At 70.7% G+C, this 14632-nt stretch carries 13 protein-coding genes; 6 read left to right on the forward strand and 7 right to left on the reverse strand.

Translation table 11 applies throughout. The features are described from left to right. Positions 1-91 precede the first annotated feature (91 nt). Positions 92-994 carry a LysR family transcriptional regulator gene (locus IEY55_RS16545; RefSeq protein ID WP_189058803.1) on the forward strand — a complete coding sequence of 301 codons (903 nt, stop codon included), beginning with the start codon at positions 92-94 and terminating at the stop codon, positions 992-994. Between the two features lie 266 nt (positions 995-1260). Here IEY55_RS16545 and IEY55_RS16550 read toward each other — a convergent pair whose 3' ends face one another. Next, a complete protein-coding gene (locus tag IEY55_RS16550; protein ID WP_189058805.1) occupies positions 1261-3612 on the reverse strand; it encodes a Tex family protein in 2352 nt (783 codons plus the stop codon). A 172-nt stretch (positions 3613-3784) separates the two neighbouring features. Further along, complete coding sequence (locus tag IEY55_RS16555) at positions 3785-6286, reverse strand: DEAD/DEAH box helicase (protein ID WP_189058807.1); 2502 nt, start codon at positions 6284-6286, stop codon at positions 3785-3787. Positions 6287-6657: 371 nt separating this feature from the next. Here IEY55_RS16555 and IEY55_RS16560 point away from each other — a divergent pair, with 371 nt between their 5' ends. Both IEY55_RS16560 and IEY55_RS16565 read left to right on the forward strand, forming a co-directional pair. After that, positions 6658-7113, forward strand: a complete 456-nt coding sequence (locus IEY55_RS16560) for a DUF4383 domain-containing protein (RefSeq protein ID WP_189058808.1) — start codon at positions 6658-6660, stop codon at positions 7111-7113. A gap of 115 nt (positions 7114-7228) precedes the next feature. Beyond that, the gene (locus IEY55_RS16565) at positions 7229-7513 is read left to right on the forward strand and encodes a DUF3040 domain-containing protein (RefSeq protein WP_189058810.1); all 285 of its coding nucleotides are present in this window, start codon (positions 7229-7231) and stop codon (positions 7511-7513) included. A gap of 263 nt (positions 7514-7776) precedes the next feature. Here IEY55_RS16565 and IEY55_RS16570 read toward each other — a convergent pair whose 3' ends face one another. Continuing rightward, complete coding sequence (locus IEY55_RS16570; protein WP_189058812.1) at positions 7777-8307, reverse strand: hypothetical protein; 531 nt, start codon at positions 8305-8307, stop codon at positions 7777-7779. 215 nt (positions 8308-8522) lie between these two features. On the opposite strand from IEY55_RS16570, the gene IEY55_RS16575 reads away from it, so the two are divergent. Then, positions 8523-8900 carry an STAS domain-containing protein gene (locus IEY55_RS16575; RefSeq protein WP_189058814.1) on the forward strand — a complete coding sequence of 126 codons (378 nt, stop codon included), beginning with the start codon at positions 8523-8525 and terminating at the stop codon, positions 8898-8900. A 32-nt stretch (positions 8901-8932) separates the two neighbouring features. On the opposite strand, the gene IEY55_RS16580 is transcribed toward IEY55_RS16575, so the two are convergent. The 3 genes from IEY55_RS16580 to IEY55_RS16590 are packed head-to-tail and all read right to left on the reverse strand — an operon-like array spanning position 8933 to position 12021. Next, a complete protein-coding gene (locus tag IEY55_RS16580; protein WP_189058816.1) occupies positions 8933-9775 on the reverse strand; it encodes a crotonase/enoyl-CoA hydratase family protein in 843 nt (280 codons plus the stop codon). 16 nt (positions 9776-9791) lie between these two features. Next, complete coding sequence (locus IEY55_RS16585; protein ID WP_189058818.1) at positions 9792-11423, reverse strand: acyl-CoA dehydrogenase family protein; 1632 nt, start codon at positions 11421-11423, stop codon at positions 9792-9794. Then, on the reverse strand, positions 11410-12021 hold the full coding sequence (locus tag IEY55_RS16590; RefSeq protein WP_189058820.1) for a TetR/AcrR family transcriptional regulator: 612 nt from the start codon (positions 12019-12021) through the stop codon (positions 11410-11412). The genes IEY55_RS16585 and IEY55_RS16590 overlap by 14 nt, the downstream gene beginning before the upstream one ends. A gap of 156 nt (positions 12022-12177) precedes the next feature. Between IEY55_RS16590 and IEY55_RS16595 the strand changes: the two genes are divergently transcribed. Both IEY55_RS16595 and IEY55_RS32560 read left to right on the forward strand, forming a co-directional pair. Beyond that, positions 12178-12945: a crotonase/enoyl-CoA hydratase family protein gene (locus IEY55_RS16595; protein ID WP_189058947.1), complete on the forward strand. Its 768-nt coding sequence runs from the start codon at positions 12178-12180 to the stop codon at positions 12943-12945. Between the two features lie 426 nt (positions 12946-13371). Continuing rightward, positions 13372-13494 carry a hypothetical protein gene (locus IEY55_RS32560; protein ID WP_268239322.1) on the forward strand — a complete coding sequence of 41 codons (123 nt, stop codon included), beginning with the start codon at positions 13372-13374 and terminating at the stop codon, positions 13492-13494. Positions 13495-13549: 55 nt separating this feature from the next. Here the strand turns inward: IEY55_RS32560 and IEY55_RS16600 are convergent, their stop codons facing one another. Then, positions 13550-14446: a phosphotransferase family protein gene (locus IEY55_RS16600; RefSeq protein ID WP_189058822.1), complete on the reverse strand. Its 897-nt coding sequence runs from the start codon at positions 14444-14446 to the stop codon at positions 13550-13552. Positions 14447-14632: the final 186 nt, after the last annotated feature.

Genomic DNA, 14632 nt, shown 5'->3' on the forward strand with positions numbered 1-14632 from the left:
AAGAACCGCTTATGTTTCGCTCCCGGCAGCGAACGCATTGCTCCGGCTGACGGCTGCCGGATGGCCTACCAACCGTGGTAATCATCAGAACGTGCTGGAACTTCGCCACCTGCGGGTCTTACGCGAGATCGCGCGCACCGGCTCCTACTCGTCGGCCGCGCGCAATCTCGGTTACACCCAGCCCGCCATCAGCCAGCAAATGAAGGCGCTGGAGCGGCGGTACGGCACCCCGCTGGTGGTCCGCGCGGGGCGGGGGATCCGGTTCACCGAGGCCGGTGCTGAGCTGGTCCGGCACGCCCAGGACATCCTGCGCGACGTGGCCGAGGCCGAGGCCGCCGTGACCGCGGTGGCGAACCTGCAGGCCGGCCACGTCAGGCTGGTGGTGTTTCCCAGTGTCAGCGCCACGCTGGTGCCCGCCGCCGCGGCCCACCTGCACCGCCGGCATCCCGGGGTCCGGCTGTCGCTGACCGAGGCCGAGCCACCCGAGTCCGTCCAGCTGGTCCGGCACGGCGAGTGCGACCTGGCGTTGACCTTCGCCTACCCCGAGGACAGCGACGATCTCGACGAGCTGGAACGGATCCCGCTGCTGTCCGACCCGTTCGCCGCGATGCTCCCGGCCGACCACGCCCTAGCCGAACGCGCCGCGGTCGGGCTGGCCGAGCTGTCGGGGGACTCCTGGGTCGCCGGTTGTCCACGCTGCCGCGAGCACCTGGTCCAGGTGTGCGGTGCCGCCGGATTCACCCCGGACATCGTGTTCGCCACTGACGACAGTCTTGCCGTGCAGAGTCTGGTGGCCGCCGGTCTGGGGGTCGCGGTGGTACCCCGGCTGCTGCTCAGCAGCGTTCGCCGGGACGATCTGGTGGTGCGGCCACTGCAACCTGCCACCCATCGGAAGATCGAGATGGTCACCTGGCCGGACAATCTCCGCGTTCCGGCGGTGGCGGCCACCATCCGGGCCATCGAGAAGGCCGCCAGGACGGCAACGCAGACGTAGCCCACGCCTTTCGGCTTGAGCTTCCAGTAACAGAAATCCTCAGCGTCACCGCTCGTCCAGCACGACAGTGAGACACCACGGACATCGAAGCCGCGACGCGCATCATCGCGGGTAGCGCGAGGTCGACGGGGGTGTCGATTGGGACTGATGATCTCCATTGTGCTCACCCACATCGAGCTGGGCTCGGGTGGCGAGGCCGGGAGGAAGTGCCGCACTGCGCAGCGCTTCCTCCCGGCGAGTTCAGCCAAGGATTCGAGCAGGAACAGTCAGCCGCGCCCGATCTTCTTGTCGATCCCGGCGCGGCGAAGCGCGTCGGCGAGCGCACCACCGGAGGGCGCACCGCGGTTCGATCGTTGCTGGTCCCCACGACGGCCACCACTGTTGCGGTCCCGCCGGGAGCCGTTGCCGGCCACGCGCTTCTCGGGCTGGCGGTTGGAGTCGTCGTCCAGCCGTAGCGTCAGGCCGATGCGCTTGCGGGGGACGTCGACGTCGAGCACCTTCACCCGCACCACATCGCCCGGCTTCACCACGTCGCGCGGGTCCTTGACGAACGACCGCGACATGGCCGAGATGTGGACCAACCCGTCCTGGTGCACGCCGACATCCACGAAGGCACCGAACGCGGCGACGTTGGTGACCACACCTTCCAGGACCATGCCGGGCTCGAGGTCCTGGATCGTGTTCACGCCCTCGGCGAAGGTTGCCGTCTGGAATGCCGGCCGCGGGTCCCGCCCCGGCTTCTCCAACTCCCCGAGGATGTCGGTGACTGTCGGCAGGCCGAAGGTGTCGTCGACGAACCGCGCGGGATCAAGCGCGCGAAGCGCCTTGGTGTCCCCGATCAGGGCGGTGATGTCGGTGCCGGTCGCGGACAGGATCCGCCGCACCACCGGATATGCCTCCGGGTGCACGCTGGAGGCGTCCAGCGGGTCATCACCACCGGGAATCCGCAGGAAGCCGGCGCACTGCTCGAACGCTTTGGGGCCAAGCCGAGAGACGTCCCGCAGGGTCTGTCGCGTCCGGAACGGCCCGTTGGTGTCGCGATGCTTGACGATGTTGTGTGCCAGGCTCTCGGTGATGCCGGACACCCGGGTCAGCAGCGGAGCCGAGGCCGTGTTGACGTCCACTCCAACCGCGTTGACGCAGTCCTCCACGACCGCGTCCAGCGAGCGGGACAGCTTCGTCTCCGAGACGTCGTGCTGGTACTGGCCGACGCCGATCGACTTCGGTTCGATCTTGACCAGCTCGGCCAGCGGGTCCTGCAGCCGCCGCGCGATCGACACCGCGCCGCGCAGCGACACGTCGAGGCCCGGCAGTTCCTGGGAGGCGTAGGAGGAGGCCGAGTAAACGGATGCGCCCGCCTCCGACACCATGACCTTCGTCAGTTTCAGCTCCGGGTGCCGCTTGACCAGGTCAACGACGAGCTTGTCCGTCTCCCGGGACGCGGTGCCGTTGCCGATGGCCACCAGCTCGACGCGGTGCTCGCGGGCGAGCCTCGCCAGCACCGCGATCGCCTCGTCCCACCGCTGCTGCGGCGCGTGCGGGTGGATCGTCTCGGTCGCCACCACCTTGCCGGTGCCGTCGACCACCGCCACCTTCACGCCCGTGCGGTAGCCCGGGTCCAGCCCGATCGTGGCGCGGGTGCCGGCGGGCGCGGCCAGCAGGAGGTCGCGGAGGTTGGCGGCGAACACGCGCACCGCCTCGTCCTCGGCGGCCTGCCACAGCCGCATGCGCAGGTCGATGCGCAGGTGCACCAGCAGGCGCGTGCGCCATGCCCAGCGCACCGTGTCCAGCAACCAGCGGTCGGCGGGCCGCCCCTGGTCGGCGATGCCGAAGCGCTGCGCGATCTGCAGCTCGAAGTCGCTCCGCCCGGTGGTCGTCGGGTCCGCTGGGGTCTCCTCCGGCTCGAAGGTGAGGTCGAGGACCTCCTCCTTCTCCCCGCGGAACAACGCCAGCACCCGGTGCGAGGGCAGCGTGGTGAACAGTTCGGCGAAGTCGAAGTAGTCGGCGAACTTGCCGCCGCTGTCCGCCTTGCCCTCCCGCACTCGCGACACCAGGCGGCCGCGGGCCCACACCTGCTCCCGCAGCGTGCCGATGAGGTCGGCGTCCTCGGCGAAGCGCTCCACGAGGATCGCCCGCGCCCCCTCCAGCGCCGCGGCGGCGTCGGGAACCCCCTTGTCGGCGTCGACGAAGTCGGCCGCGGCCTCCCGCGGTTCCCGCGTGGGATCGCCGAGCAGGCCGTCGGCCAACGGCTCGAGCCCGGCCTCCCGGGCCACCTGCGCCTTGGTGCGCCGCTTGGGCTTGTATGGGAGGTAGATGTCCTCCAGCCGCGCCTTGGAGTCCGCGGCCATGATTCGTGCCTCGAGTTCGTCGTCGAGCTTGCCCTGGCCGCGGATCGACTCCAGGATCGCGGTGCGCCGCTCCTCGAGTTCCCGCAGGTAACGCAACCGGTCCTCGAGCGCGCGCAGCTGCGCGTCGTCGAGCATTCCGGTCGCTTCCTTCCGGTAGCGGGCGATGAAGGGCACGGTCGCCCCGCCGTCGAGCAGCTCGACGGCCGCCTTCACCTGCCGCTCACGCACACCGAGCTCGTCGGCGATCCGCTGGTAGAGAGACGTTGCCACGTTCCTGTTCCGCTTCCTTGGTCCACTTCCGCCGGCGTCATTCTCCGCCGGCGCACCGGCCGCTGCCGGCCCCGCCGATCATCGACTCCCACCGTGAGGAACCCCGGGAAGTAGTCCGGCGTGTCCGGCCCTCGCCCGGCGTGGTGCGTGGGGGCCGACAGATCGCGGGGCGTCAGAGCTGGTCGACCGCGGTGATGGTGAGCACCGCGGTGCCCGTCTCGTCCGAGGCTGCGAGGTCGACCTCCGCGCTGATGCCCCAGTCCCGGTCGCCGGCCGGGTCGTCGAAGATCTGCCGGACCAGCCACTTACCCGGCTGCTCGTCGATGATCAGCAGGGCGGGCCCGCGCGCGTCGGGTCCGGTTCCGATGTCGGGGTGCACCTCGAAGTAGGCGTTCAGCGCCTCCTCCCACCGGTCGGCGTCCCAGCCGCAGTCACCATCCAGTACACCGAGCTCCTCGTAGCGGCGCAGCGCAGCCAGTTCGACACGGCGGAACAGCGCGTTGCGCACCAGCACACGGAACGCCCGCTTGTTCGCGGTCACCGCCGGCGGGGTCTGGTCGACTGCAGCGGTCTCCGGCTCGTCGGTGGGGTTGCGCAGCCGCTCCCACTCGTCGAGCAAGCTGGAGTCGACCTGCCGCACGACCTCGCCCAGCCACTCGGTGAGATCGGCCAGCTCCTCGGTGCGGGCATCCTCCGGCACGGTCTGCCGCAGCGCCTTGTAGGCGTCGGCCAGGTACCGCAGCACCAGGCCCTCGGAGCGGGCCAGGCCGTAGTACCCCACGTACTCGGTGAAGGTCATCGCCCGCTCGTACATGTCCCGCGCCACCGACTTGGGCGCCAGCTGGTGGTCGGCGACCCACGGGTGCCCGCGCCGGTAGGTCTCGAACGCGGCCTGAAGCAGGTCCGCCAGCGGGCGGGGGTGAGTGACCGACTCCAGCAGCTCCATACGCTCGTCGTAGTCGATCCCGTCGGCCTTCATCTGCGCCACGGCCTCGCCCTTGGCCTTGAACTCCTGCGCGGACAGCACCTGGCGCGGGTCGTCCAGCGTTGCCTCGATCACCGAGAGCACGTCCAGCGCATAGCCGGGGGAGACGGGGTCGAGCAGCTCGATCGCCGCCAGCGCGAACGGCGACAACGGCTGGTTCAGCGCGAAGTCGAGCTGCAGGTCCACCGTGACCCGGACGGTCCGGCCCTCCTCGTCCGGGGAGTCCAGCCGCTCCACCACGCCCGCGGCCAGCAGGGCCCGGTAGATGGCGATGGCACGCCGGATGTGCCGCCGCTGCGCCGCCCGCTCCTCGTGGTTGTCGGTCAGCAGCTTCCGCATCGCGGTGAACGCGTCCCCGGGCCGGTTGACGACGTTGAGCAGCATCGAGTGGCTGACGGCGAAGCTGGAGGTCAGTGCCTCCGGCTCGGCGGCGATCAGCCGCTCGAACGTCTTGTCGCTCCAGGAGACGAAGCCCTCCGGCGGCTTCTTGCGCACCACCTTGCGCCGCTTCTTCGGATCGTCACCGGCCTTGGCCAACGCCCGCTCGTTCTCGACGACGTGCTCGGGTGCCTGCACCACCACGTTGCCGACCGTGTCGTAGCCGGCGCGACCCGCACGACCCGCGATCTGGTGGAACTCACGCGCCTTGAGATGCCGGACCCTTGTCCCGTCGAACTTGCTCAGCGCGGTGAACAGCACGGTGCGGATCGGCACGTTGATGCCCACACCCAGGGTGTCGGTGCCGCAGACAATCTTCAGCAGCCCGGCTTGGGCCAGCCGTTCCACCAGCCGCCGGTACTTCGGCAGCATGCCGGCGTGGTGGACGCCGATGCCGTGCCGTACCAGCCGGGACAACGTCCTGCCGAACCCGGCGGAGAACCGGAACCCGCCGATCATCTCGGCGATCTCGTTCTTCTCCGCGCGGCTGCACACGTTGACGCTCATCAACGCCTGGGCACGCTCCAGCGCCGCGGCCTGGGTGAAGTGCACGACGTAGACCGGCGCCTGACGGGTGTAGAGCAGGTCCTCGATCGTCTCGTGGATCGGCGTGGTGACGTAACGGAAGTGCAGCGGCACCGGCCGCTCGGCCGACCGCACCACCGCGCTGGCACGACCGGTGCGCCGGGTCAGGTCCTCCTCGAAGCGGGTGACATCGCCGAGGGTGGCCGACATGAGCAGGAACTGGGCACGCGGCAGCTCCAGCAGCGGCACCTGCCAGGCCCAGCCGCGGTCGGGCTCGGAGTAGAAGTGGAACTCGTCCATCACGACCTGGCCCACGTCGGCGTCGGCACCGTCGCGCAACGCGATGTTGGCCAGGATCTCGGCGGTGCAGCAGATGATCGGGGCACCGGGGTTGACGCTCGAGTCACCGGTCATCATGCCGACGTTGGACGGGCCGAACACCGCGCACAGGTCGAAGAACTTCTCCGACACCAGCGCCTTGATGGGGGCGGTGTAGAAGGTGCGCCGTCCCTCGGCGAGCGCGGTGAAGTGGGCGCCGGTGGCCACCAGGCTCTTGCCGGACCCGGTGGGGGTGCTGAGGATGACGTTCGAGCCCGACACCACCTCGATCAGCGCTTCCTGCTGGTGCGGGTACAGCTCGAGGTCGTGGCTGGCGGCCCAGGTGGCGAAGGCGTCGAAGAGGGAGTCGGGGTCGGGGGTGTCCGGCAGATGGTCGGTGAGCGTCATGGCACCCTCGATCGTGCCTGGCCGGGCCCGGCGCCTTCACGCGGGGGTGGCCAACCCCATGCGCGCCGCAACTTTCGGCGACGATGCGTACCAGGCCGTGTGCTCCCCGTGCTCGCACCTGCCCGCAGGGTGTTCTCGCCGCGGTCGCGGGTGCTGGGCGTCGGCCAGTTGTTCACGGTGCCGGCCGTGCGCTGCGGGAACGCCAGGCGACACCACCGTCGCGGATCTGGGGAGGCCGGTGGCCCAACAGCACACTCACTCAAAAGAGTGAGCTCGGCCAAGTCGGTTGACTTAAATGTCCGTTTTCCCGGTTCCCGCGGCTGGGTAACCAAGGGTGTCCGAACCGCTCGCCACAACGTGGGAGAACAGCGATGACGACACCGCGAGCGACCACGACCGACGTGAACCGACTCGCCCGTGGCTCGGCGGCGATTGTCGGCGCGGTATTCCTTGTCGTCGGCATCCTGGGGTTCATCCCCGGCGTGACGACCAACTACGACCAGATGACGTTCGCCGGGCACGAGTCCAACGCCCTGTTGCTGGGTGTCTTCGCCGTGTCGGTGCTGCACAACATTGTGCACCTGGCTTTCGGGGTGGCCGGCCTGGCGATGGCCCGTACTGCCACCGCAGCACGGACATTCCTGATCGGCGGCGGTGTCATCTACCTGGTGCTGTGGGTGTACGGCCTGATCGTCGACCGACACGCCGCGGCCAACTTCGTCCCCGTCAACGACGCGGACAACTGGCTGCACCTGGTGCTCGGTGTCGGCATGGTCCTGCTCGGGCTGCTCGCGACCCGTACGGCGGGCCGCAAGGTCACCGCGTGAGGTAGTCAGCGGCAGCATCGCCGTGTCCTGAGAGAACAACCCCGGCCGGGGCGCGGCAACGTCGGCGGAGCGGCGCGGGCGTCGGCCGGGGCGGTCGGACGTGGCGAGGTTCGGGATGCTGAGCCGTTACGAGAAGCACCAGCTGGAGCAGATCGAGCGGTGGCTCCAGGAGGACGACCCCGAGCTGGCCCGGGACCTGCGGGAGGGTCTGCCCGGGTTCGGCTGGCGGCTGGGCCGACGGCTGTCCTGGACGTTTCTGGTGATGGCGGTGTTGTCCTTCTTCCTGGGGATCATGGTGTCCAACGGCGCGGCCGTCCTGTTCGGGATGATCGGTGTCGGCGCGGCCGTCGGGCTGTTGGGGTTCCTCGGCGGGCGACTGGGACCACCACCGGTGAGCTGATCCGGAAGTGGGTGCCCTGGAACGGGATCGAGCAGGTTCGGCGAGCGGTTCTCCCCCTGTACGACGATGACCTCGATCCGCGGCTGGAGCGCGCCCGGAAACGCGACGGCCCTGATCGGCGAGCTACACACGGAACGTTCGGGTTCCTGCGTCAGCGGGGAAGGCGGGTCGTTGCGGATACCGGCCCGTGGGGACGGCGGCGATCTGGACGGCCCGCGCCGCCGTCCTCGGCAAAGGAGCGCTCCGGCAAAGACCACCGCAGGTCAGACGGGGACCAGGCCGTCCGGCTTGTGGTGCCGCCCGGTCGGCGAGTCGACGAGCCAGCGCGGCCGGGGCAGGCCGTGCCGTTCGCAGGACTCGACGAGCTCGACGGCCCACTCGAGCAGGGTGAGCAGTACCGCGGTGCGTTCCTGCGGCGGCGCTGCGAGGAACGCCGCGTCCAGCGCGTTGTCGGCCGCCTCGCGGTTGCCCTCGGACTCGGCCACCAGGGCGCGGAAGAGGTGACGCAGCATCGGCGGGGCCTGCCGCGGCCGGATCGCCGTGCCGTCCGGCGCGCGCACCCGGACGTGGACGGCGTCCCCGCGGTTTGCCGCCGCCAGGGTCAGGAGCATGATCCCGCACCCCCGCAGCACCATGGCGGAGCAGGCGCGCAGCGAGCGTCCCGGTGCGGTTCGGTCGGCGCGGGCCAGCGCGACGAGCCCGTCGGCCAGGCCGTCGGCGTCCCCGGTCCGCAGGGCGGTCACCATGCTGCTGACCAGGCCCAGCGGGCGTCTCTCCAGGTGTCTGTGGGCCATCGCTCCTCCCACCACGGTGCTTGGGGTCTGCCCGTGCCCGAGGACCACCAAACCCGGTGTGCCCCGTCCAGGTCAGGCACGTGCGATGCCCCGAAGAGGTGAGTGCCGCGTTGCCGAGCTGCGGGCAGCCGGCCTACCGTGGCCGGTCGGAGGGGGCTGCCGGAGTCGGGGAGACCCGCGCCCGCCCACAGCGGGACCGTGAGGTGTGTGGGGTGGTGGGTGTCGAGAGCCAACCACGGCGGAGCTACGAAGCGGGTGAGCTGATCGAGTTCTGCATCGAGTGTCCCCGCCCGGGGGTGCGGGCCGTCGTGGTCGACGGCGAGATCGACCTCCTGACCGCACCGCTGTTGCGCGCGGTGATGGCCGAGCAGCTCAGCCACGGGTGCGAGCGGCTGGTGCTCGACCTGGACGGGGTGCAGTTCCTCGGTTCCGCCGGGCTCGCCGTGCTGGTGGCCGGGCAGTCCGACGCGGAGCGGCTGGGTTGTCAACTGTGCCTGGTCTACAACGGCCGTGCGGTGGCCCGGGCGTTGGTGGCCAGCGGACTGGACGGGCTGTTCCTGGTCTACCCCTCCATGGCCGAGGCCGCCGCGTAGCCCGCAGCGGGGGCGAACCGCCTCGCGCGGGGTCAGCGGCGACGCGATCCATAGTCGTCGAAGGGATCGTCGCGCTCCCGGACGGCCTGCCGGAAACCGACCGCGGTCGCCCTGGCGACGAAGTCACGCCCTTCCTGGGTGTGGCGGGCGACGCCGTCGAGGAACGTGCCCAGGACCCGGCTGGAGGACAGTCCCATGTTCTCCGCGGTCTGGTTGCACAACAGCTTGAGCATGCGTAGCTGGTTCCCCGGCAACATCGCCATCCGACGGGCCAACCCGGTGGCGTGGTCGAGGAGGTTCTCGTCGGGGACGCACTCGGCGACGAGCCCGATGTCGGCGGCAGTACGGGCCGGGATCTCATCGCCGGTGAGCAGGTAGCGCTTGGCTTTCTCGAAACCGAGGCGGTAGACCCACATCGCGGTGGTGGGTGTGCCCCAGACCCGGGCCGGCGGATAGCCGAAGACGGCACTCTCCCCGGCGACGATGATGTCCGAGCACAGCACCATGTCGGTTCCACCGGCGATGCACCAGCCGTGCACGGCCGCAATGGTGGGCTTGGCGGCGTACCAGAGCTTCAGATAGGTGTTCACGAAGGTCGACATGACCTGCATGTCGAGTTCGGAGTCCCAGACGCGGTCCATTGTGGACTCCGTGGCCTGCAACTCGGTGGACCAGTCCAGCCCGTATCCGGCGCAGAAGGCCGGACCCTCGGCGCGGAGCAGGATGACGCGGACCTCCGGGTCGGCGTCGGCCTCGTCGATGGCGGTGCCCAGCGCGTCCCGGAGCTCGAGCGTGATGGTGTTGTAGTGCTCGGGGCGGCAGAGGATGATCGAGCGGACGCCCGCCTCGGTTTCGGAGCGCAGGGGAACGGACATCGCCGGGTTCCTTCCGTCAGGCCGGCTCCGGTCGAGCACGGTCCACAATGGACTTGGTGTCCGCGGTGGGTGGGAGGGTGCCGAAGGCCAGTCCGTGGTCGCCGGTGAGGCGGGAGGCACAGAAGGCGTCCGCGACAGCCGGGTGGCCGTGCCGAGCCAACAGGGCGCCCTGCAGCACCAGGGCCATGAGCTCGACCAGGCGGCGGGTGCGGCTTTCGACGTGCTCGAGATCGGTGAGCTCGGCGCGGAGCCGGCCGATGGCCGCGTCGAGCCGGTGGTCGGCGCCGGCGGCCAAGTCGATCTCGGCCAGGAACGCCTCGGCGGTGTCCGGGCGGGTGGCCATGGCGCGCAGGACGTCGAGGGCGGCGACGTTGCCGGAGCCCTCCCAGATGGAGACCAGCGGCGCCTCCCGGTACAGCCGGGGCATGCCGGACTCCTCGACGTAACCGTTGCCGCCCAGGCATTCCAGGGCTTCGGCGGCGTGCGCCGGTGCGCGCTTGCACACCCAGTACTTGCCGACCGCCAGGGCGAGCCGGCGGAAGGTCTCCTCGGCCTCCTCGCCGCGGGCCGCGCGGTCGGTGGCGCCAGCCAGGCGCAGGGCCAGCACGGTGGCGGCCTCCGACTCGACGGCGAGGTCGGTGAGGACGTTGGCCATCAGGGGCTGGTCGATCAGGTGGCGGCCGAAGGCCCGGCGGTGGGTGGCGTGGTGGACGGCCTGAACGAGGCCCCAACGCATGCCGGCGGCGGCGCCGAGGATGCAGTCCAGGCGGGTCATGTTGACCATGTCGATGATGGTGCGCACGCCGCGGCCCGGCTCTCCGACGAGCCAGCCGAGTGCCTGGTCGTACTCGATCTCGGCGGAGGCGTTGGAGCGGTTGCCCAGCTTGTCCTTGAGGCGTTGCAGGTGGATGCGGTTGCGCGTGCCGTCGGGCAGGACGCGGGGGAGCAGGAAGCAGGTGAGCCCTTCGGGGCCCTGGGCCAGCGTGAGGAAGACGTCGGACATCGGCGCTGAGGTGAACCACTTGTGCCCGGTGAGCAGGTGGGCGCCGTCATCGGTGGGGGTGGCGGTGGTGGTGTTGGCACGAACGTCGGAGCCGCCCTGCTTCTCGGTCATGGACATGCCTGCGATGAGGCCGCGCTTGGTGGTGGGTTCGCGCAGGCCGAAGTCGTAATGGGGGGCGGCGAGCAGCGGTTCGAGCCGAGCGGCGAGGTCAGGGGTGTGCCGGAGTGCGGGCACCGCGGCGTAGGTCATGGAGATCGGGCAGATGTGGCCGGGCTCGACCTGGCTCCAGACCAGAACCTTGGCGGCGCGGGCCACGTGCGCACCGGCCCGGGTGTCGCGCCAGGGCGCGGCGTGCAGCCCGTGGGCGACGGCGGTGGTCATCAGCTCGTGCCAGGCGTGGTGGAACTCGACCTCGTCGATGCGGTGGCCGTAGCGGTCGTGGGTGCGCAGGACGGGCGGGTAGGCGTTGGCCAGGCGCCCGAGGTCCTGGACCTGCTCGGTGCCGGCGAGGCGGCCGAGGGTGTGCAGCTCCTCGGAGGCCCAGCCGGCGCCCTCGCGGTGCAGCGACTCTCCGAGCGCGGGGTCGGCGGCGACGTCGTGACCGGTGAGCGGGGGAACCTGGTTGGTGACCTCATGGGTGGGCATCGGGAACTCCCAGGGCGCGGAGCGAGAAGGTGACCAGAGCGGGGAGGGTGTCGACGTCGGGGGTGCCGGCGGCCAGCGGGCCGACGAGGGCCTCGCCGATGGCGCCCACCAGCGCGGCGGCGGTGAGTCGGGCGTTCTGTGGGGGCAGGTGGCCAGTACGGACGCCCTCGGCCACGGCGGTGGCGATGACGTCGCGGAATGCCTCACGGAAGGCGAGGCGCTCGGTGTCCACCGCCGGGTCGACCGGCTCGGCGAGCAGGGCGTAGGCGAGGCGGGGGGCCTTCAGCGCGCGGCCGGCGAAGGTCTCGACCACGGCGGTGATGCGTTCGGTGAGGGTGCCGGTGGGGCGGCGGGCGGCCTCGGCCACGGCGGCGACCTCGCGCGTGACGACGCTGCGGAAGACCTCGGCCAGCAGGTCGGCCTTGGCGGGGAAGTGGCGGTAGACGGTGCCGGTGGCGACCCCGGCGCGGCGGGCGACTGCGGCGACGATGCAGCCGGCGTAGCCGTGCTCGGCGATCTGGGCGGTGGCTGCGGCGAGGATCCCGGCACGGAGCGCGTCGAGCCGGGCCTGCACGGCGGGGGTGCGGCGATAGGGCACGCAAGCAATGAACCACGGTTCACCACTTGTGGCAAGAGGTCGCCGCTGGGCCGGACGGTGGAGCCGGGAGTTCTTGCCGTGCACCCCACGAACGTGTTACTCGTCGTCACACCGGGCGCCCGCGTGCCGATCCGCCCGGTCCGGGAGGCGAGAGCCATGGCGGTACGCAGCGAACGCAACGGCCCGGTCACCACGGTGGTGTTGTCCCGGCCCGAGACCCGCAACGCGGTGGACGGGCCGACCGCCGAGCAGTTGGCCGAGGCCCTCCGTGCCTTCGACGCCGACCCCGACGCCGCGGTGGCGGTGCTGTGGGGTGAGGGCGGCACGTTCTGCTCGGGCGCGGACCTCAAGGCGATCGGGACCGAACGGGGCAACCGGGTCGCCGAGGACGGCGACGGGCCGATGGGCCCGACCCGGCTGCGGCTGGGCAAGCCGGTCATCGCCGCCATTTCCGGCTACGCCGTGGCCGGCGGGCTGGAACTGGCGTTGTGGTGCGACCTGCGGGTAGCCGAGGAAGACGCCGTGCTGGGTGTGTTCTGCCGGCGTTGGGGGGTCCCGCTGATCGACGGCGGGACCGTGCGGCTGCCGCGGTTGATCGGCTCGAGCCGGGCGATGGACCTGGTGCTGACCGGGCGCGGAGTCCCGGCGTCGGAGGCATTGGAGATGGGGTTGGTCAACCGCGTCGTCCCCACCGGCCGGGCACGGGCCGAGGCCGAGGAACTGGCCACCCGGATCGCGGCGTTCCCGCAGACGTGCCTGCGGCACGACCGGCTCTCCCTGCTGGAGCAGGAGGGAATGACCGAGCCGGCGGCACTGGCCAACGAGCTGCGACACGGCCTGACGTCCCTGGCGACCGACGCGCTTCCCGGCGCCGCCCGGTTCGCCGGGGGCGCCGGCCGGCACGGCGACTTCTCGCTCGGGTAGGGCGTTTCCTGCGCACCGAACCGGTACCCCGGCATCGGGTCCGCATTCGCCCGAGCGTTACAACCCTGGTTTTGGCGGACCTGTCACCCGGTCACACTGCGTCTTGGTCTTACTCATGGCATGGGCTGTGCGACGCGGGTCGTTCGGCGGTTCGTTTCGCTCCTTTCCTTCCCGGCCGCCCAGTTCGCACGAAATCGGTATGTCGGCCACCACTCGACTGCTACGCTTTCGTGACTCGGATCACCCTTGCTCCTGTTGTACGAAGCCGGAAGATGCACGCAGACGTCAAGACCGCGTCAACAACCAGGTGCTTCGGTGTCAACCTTCCGTGGCCCACCCTGTGCAACCGGGCTCCTCGTGCCGATGCTGGGGTATCCGGCGTCGCCGGCGAAGTACCGATGAGCCTCCCAGGAAGCAGTTCCGTCGATGAGTGACATGGTCACAGCCCTCGTGCTGATCGGGCTGTTCGTGGTCCTGGCCTTGACCCTGCGGGCCGTGGGGCGATGGGCCTGCCGGACCACCCGGTCCCGCAGCACGACCACCCCGTAACAGCACCCCCCGTTCGACGGTCAGCCACACGGCACCCCGACTGCCGTCGTGGGACTCACAACTCGGCCAGACACCGGGCCAGGTAGGGCTCGAGCAAGGCCAGCTCCGCGACGGTCAGCCCGTCGTCGGGCAGCAGATCCACCACGGTGCGCACATCCCAGTACGCCTGGCAGCCCAGGTCGACCTCCGACACCCGCGCGTAGTGCGTCAGGAACTGGTCGGCGTGCCGCTCCCCGCGGTCCAACACGAGGTTCCACCGCATGTGGCCGAGGTCGACCCCGGCCACGCCGCGGGAGGCGGTCGTCCAGTCGACCACGCCGGTCAACCGTGCGCCCTGCCACAACGTGTTGTCCGGGTGGAAGTCCCGGTGCACGAACGCCTCCTGCCCCGCCGGTGCCGTACCGGCCAGGGCGGTGAAGGCCCGCTCCCACAGCCAGGCCCGACTGCTGCGGGCCGGCGGGCAGGGGTGGTGCAGATCATTGTACGGGCGGTAGTCCGGAATCCCCGGCCAGGGCCGGGTGATCCGATGGATCGCGGCCGCGGCGAGGGCCAGCCGCGGGAGGAACTCCGGCGAGCACGCCGTCCTGCCGTCAGGGGATGACCCCGGTAGGCGCGTCATCAGCAACGCCGGCGCGTCCCCGTGCTCGCCGGTCGGGTCCGCGGCAATGACCCGCGGTGCCGGCACATCGGCCCGCTCCAGCAGGGCCAGCGCCGCCACCTCCCGCTCCACGGTGAAGTCCGGGTCCGCCACCCACCAGCCCGGGCGCACCCAACGCCGTAACACCACCTGGTAGGGCACCGGCCCGTCGACCAGGAGGGCATGGTTGGCGTGCGAGTTCCCGCCCGGGAGGAACTCGCTGGCCAGAATTCGCGCCCCACCGAGACTCCGACACACCCACGACACCGTCTCCGTCGACGGCAAGGTCCGCAGCGTGCGCACGTGATCGGGCATGACTTCCAACGCCTTTCCACCGGTTTGGACTGATGCCACGGAAGGGAAAGGCGGCAGGGCGGCGCACGACCGTGCGCGGATAACGGGAAAGTCGCGGAGAAGTACAGCTAGCGCATGGACCCGACCGTACCCGGCGGATGGCCAGTGATCAACGCAAATATGCTCCGCCGCCGGCCGGGCGCGGCG

The organism is Longimycelium tulufanense (assembly GCF_014645795.1).
Classification (GTDB): Bacteria; Actinomycetota; Actinomycetes; order Mycobacteriales; family Pseudonocardiaceae; genus Longimycelium; species Longimycelium tulufanense.

Bases quoted from the DNA above. Each gene is read 5' to 3' on its own strand.
- IEY55_RS16555 (WP_189058807.1), bottom strand. From the start codon at position 6,286: ATGACGCTCACCGACCATCTGCCGGACACCCCCGACCCCGACTCCCTC.
- IEY55_RS16560 (WP_189058808.1), top strand. From the start codon at position 6,658: ATGACGACACCGCGAGCGACCACGACCGACGTGAACCGACTCGCCCGT.
- IEY55_RS16565 (WP_189058810.1), top strand. From the start codon at position 7,229: ATGCTGAGCCGTTACGAGAAGCACCAGCTGGAGCAGATCGAGCGGTGG.
- IEY55_RS16570 (WP_189058812.1), bottom strand. From the start codon at position 8,307: ATGGCCCACAGACACCTGGAGAGACGCCCGCTGGGCCTGGTCAGCAGC.
- IEY55_RS16580 (WP_189058816.1), bottom strand. From the start codon at position 9,775: ATGTCCGTTCCCCTGCGCTCCGAAACCGAGGCGGGCGTCCGCTCGATC.
- IEY55_RS16585 (WP_189058818.1), bottom strand. From the start codon at position 11,423: ATGCCCACCCATGAGGTCACCAACCAGGTTCCCCCGCTCACCGGTCAC.
- IEY55_RS16595 (WP_189058947.1), top strand. From the start codon at position 12,178: ATGGCGGTACGCAGCGAACGCAACGGCCCGGTCACCACGGTGGTGTTG.
- IEY55_RS32560 (WP_268239322.1), top strand. From the start codon at position 13,372: ATGAGTGACATGGTCACAGCCCTCGTGCTGATCGGGCTGTTCGTGGTC.
- IEY55_RS16600 (WP_189058822.1), bottom strand. From the start codon at position 14,446: ATGCCCGATCACGTGCGCACGCTGCGGACCTTGCCGTCGACGGAGACG.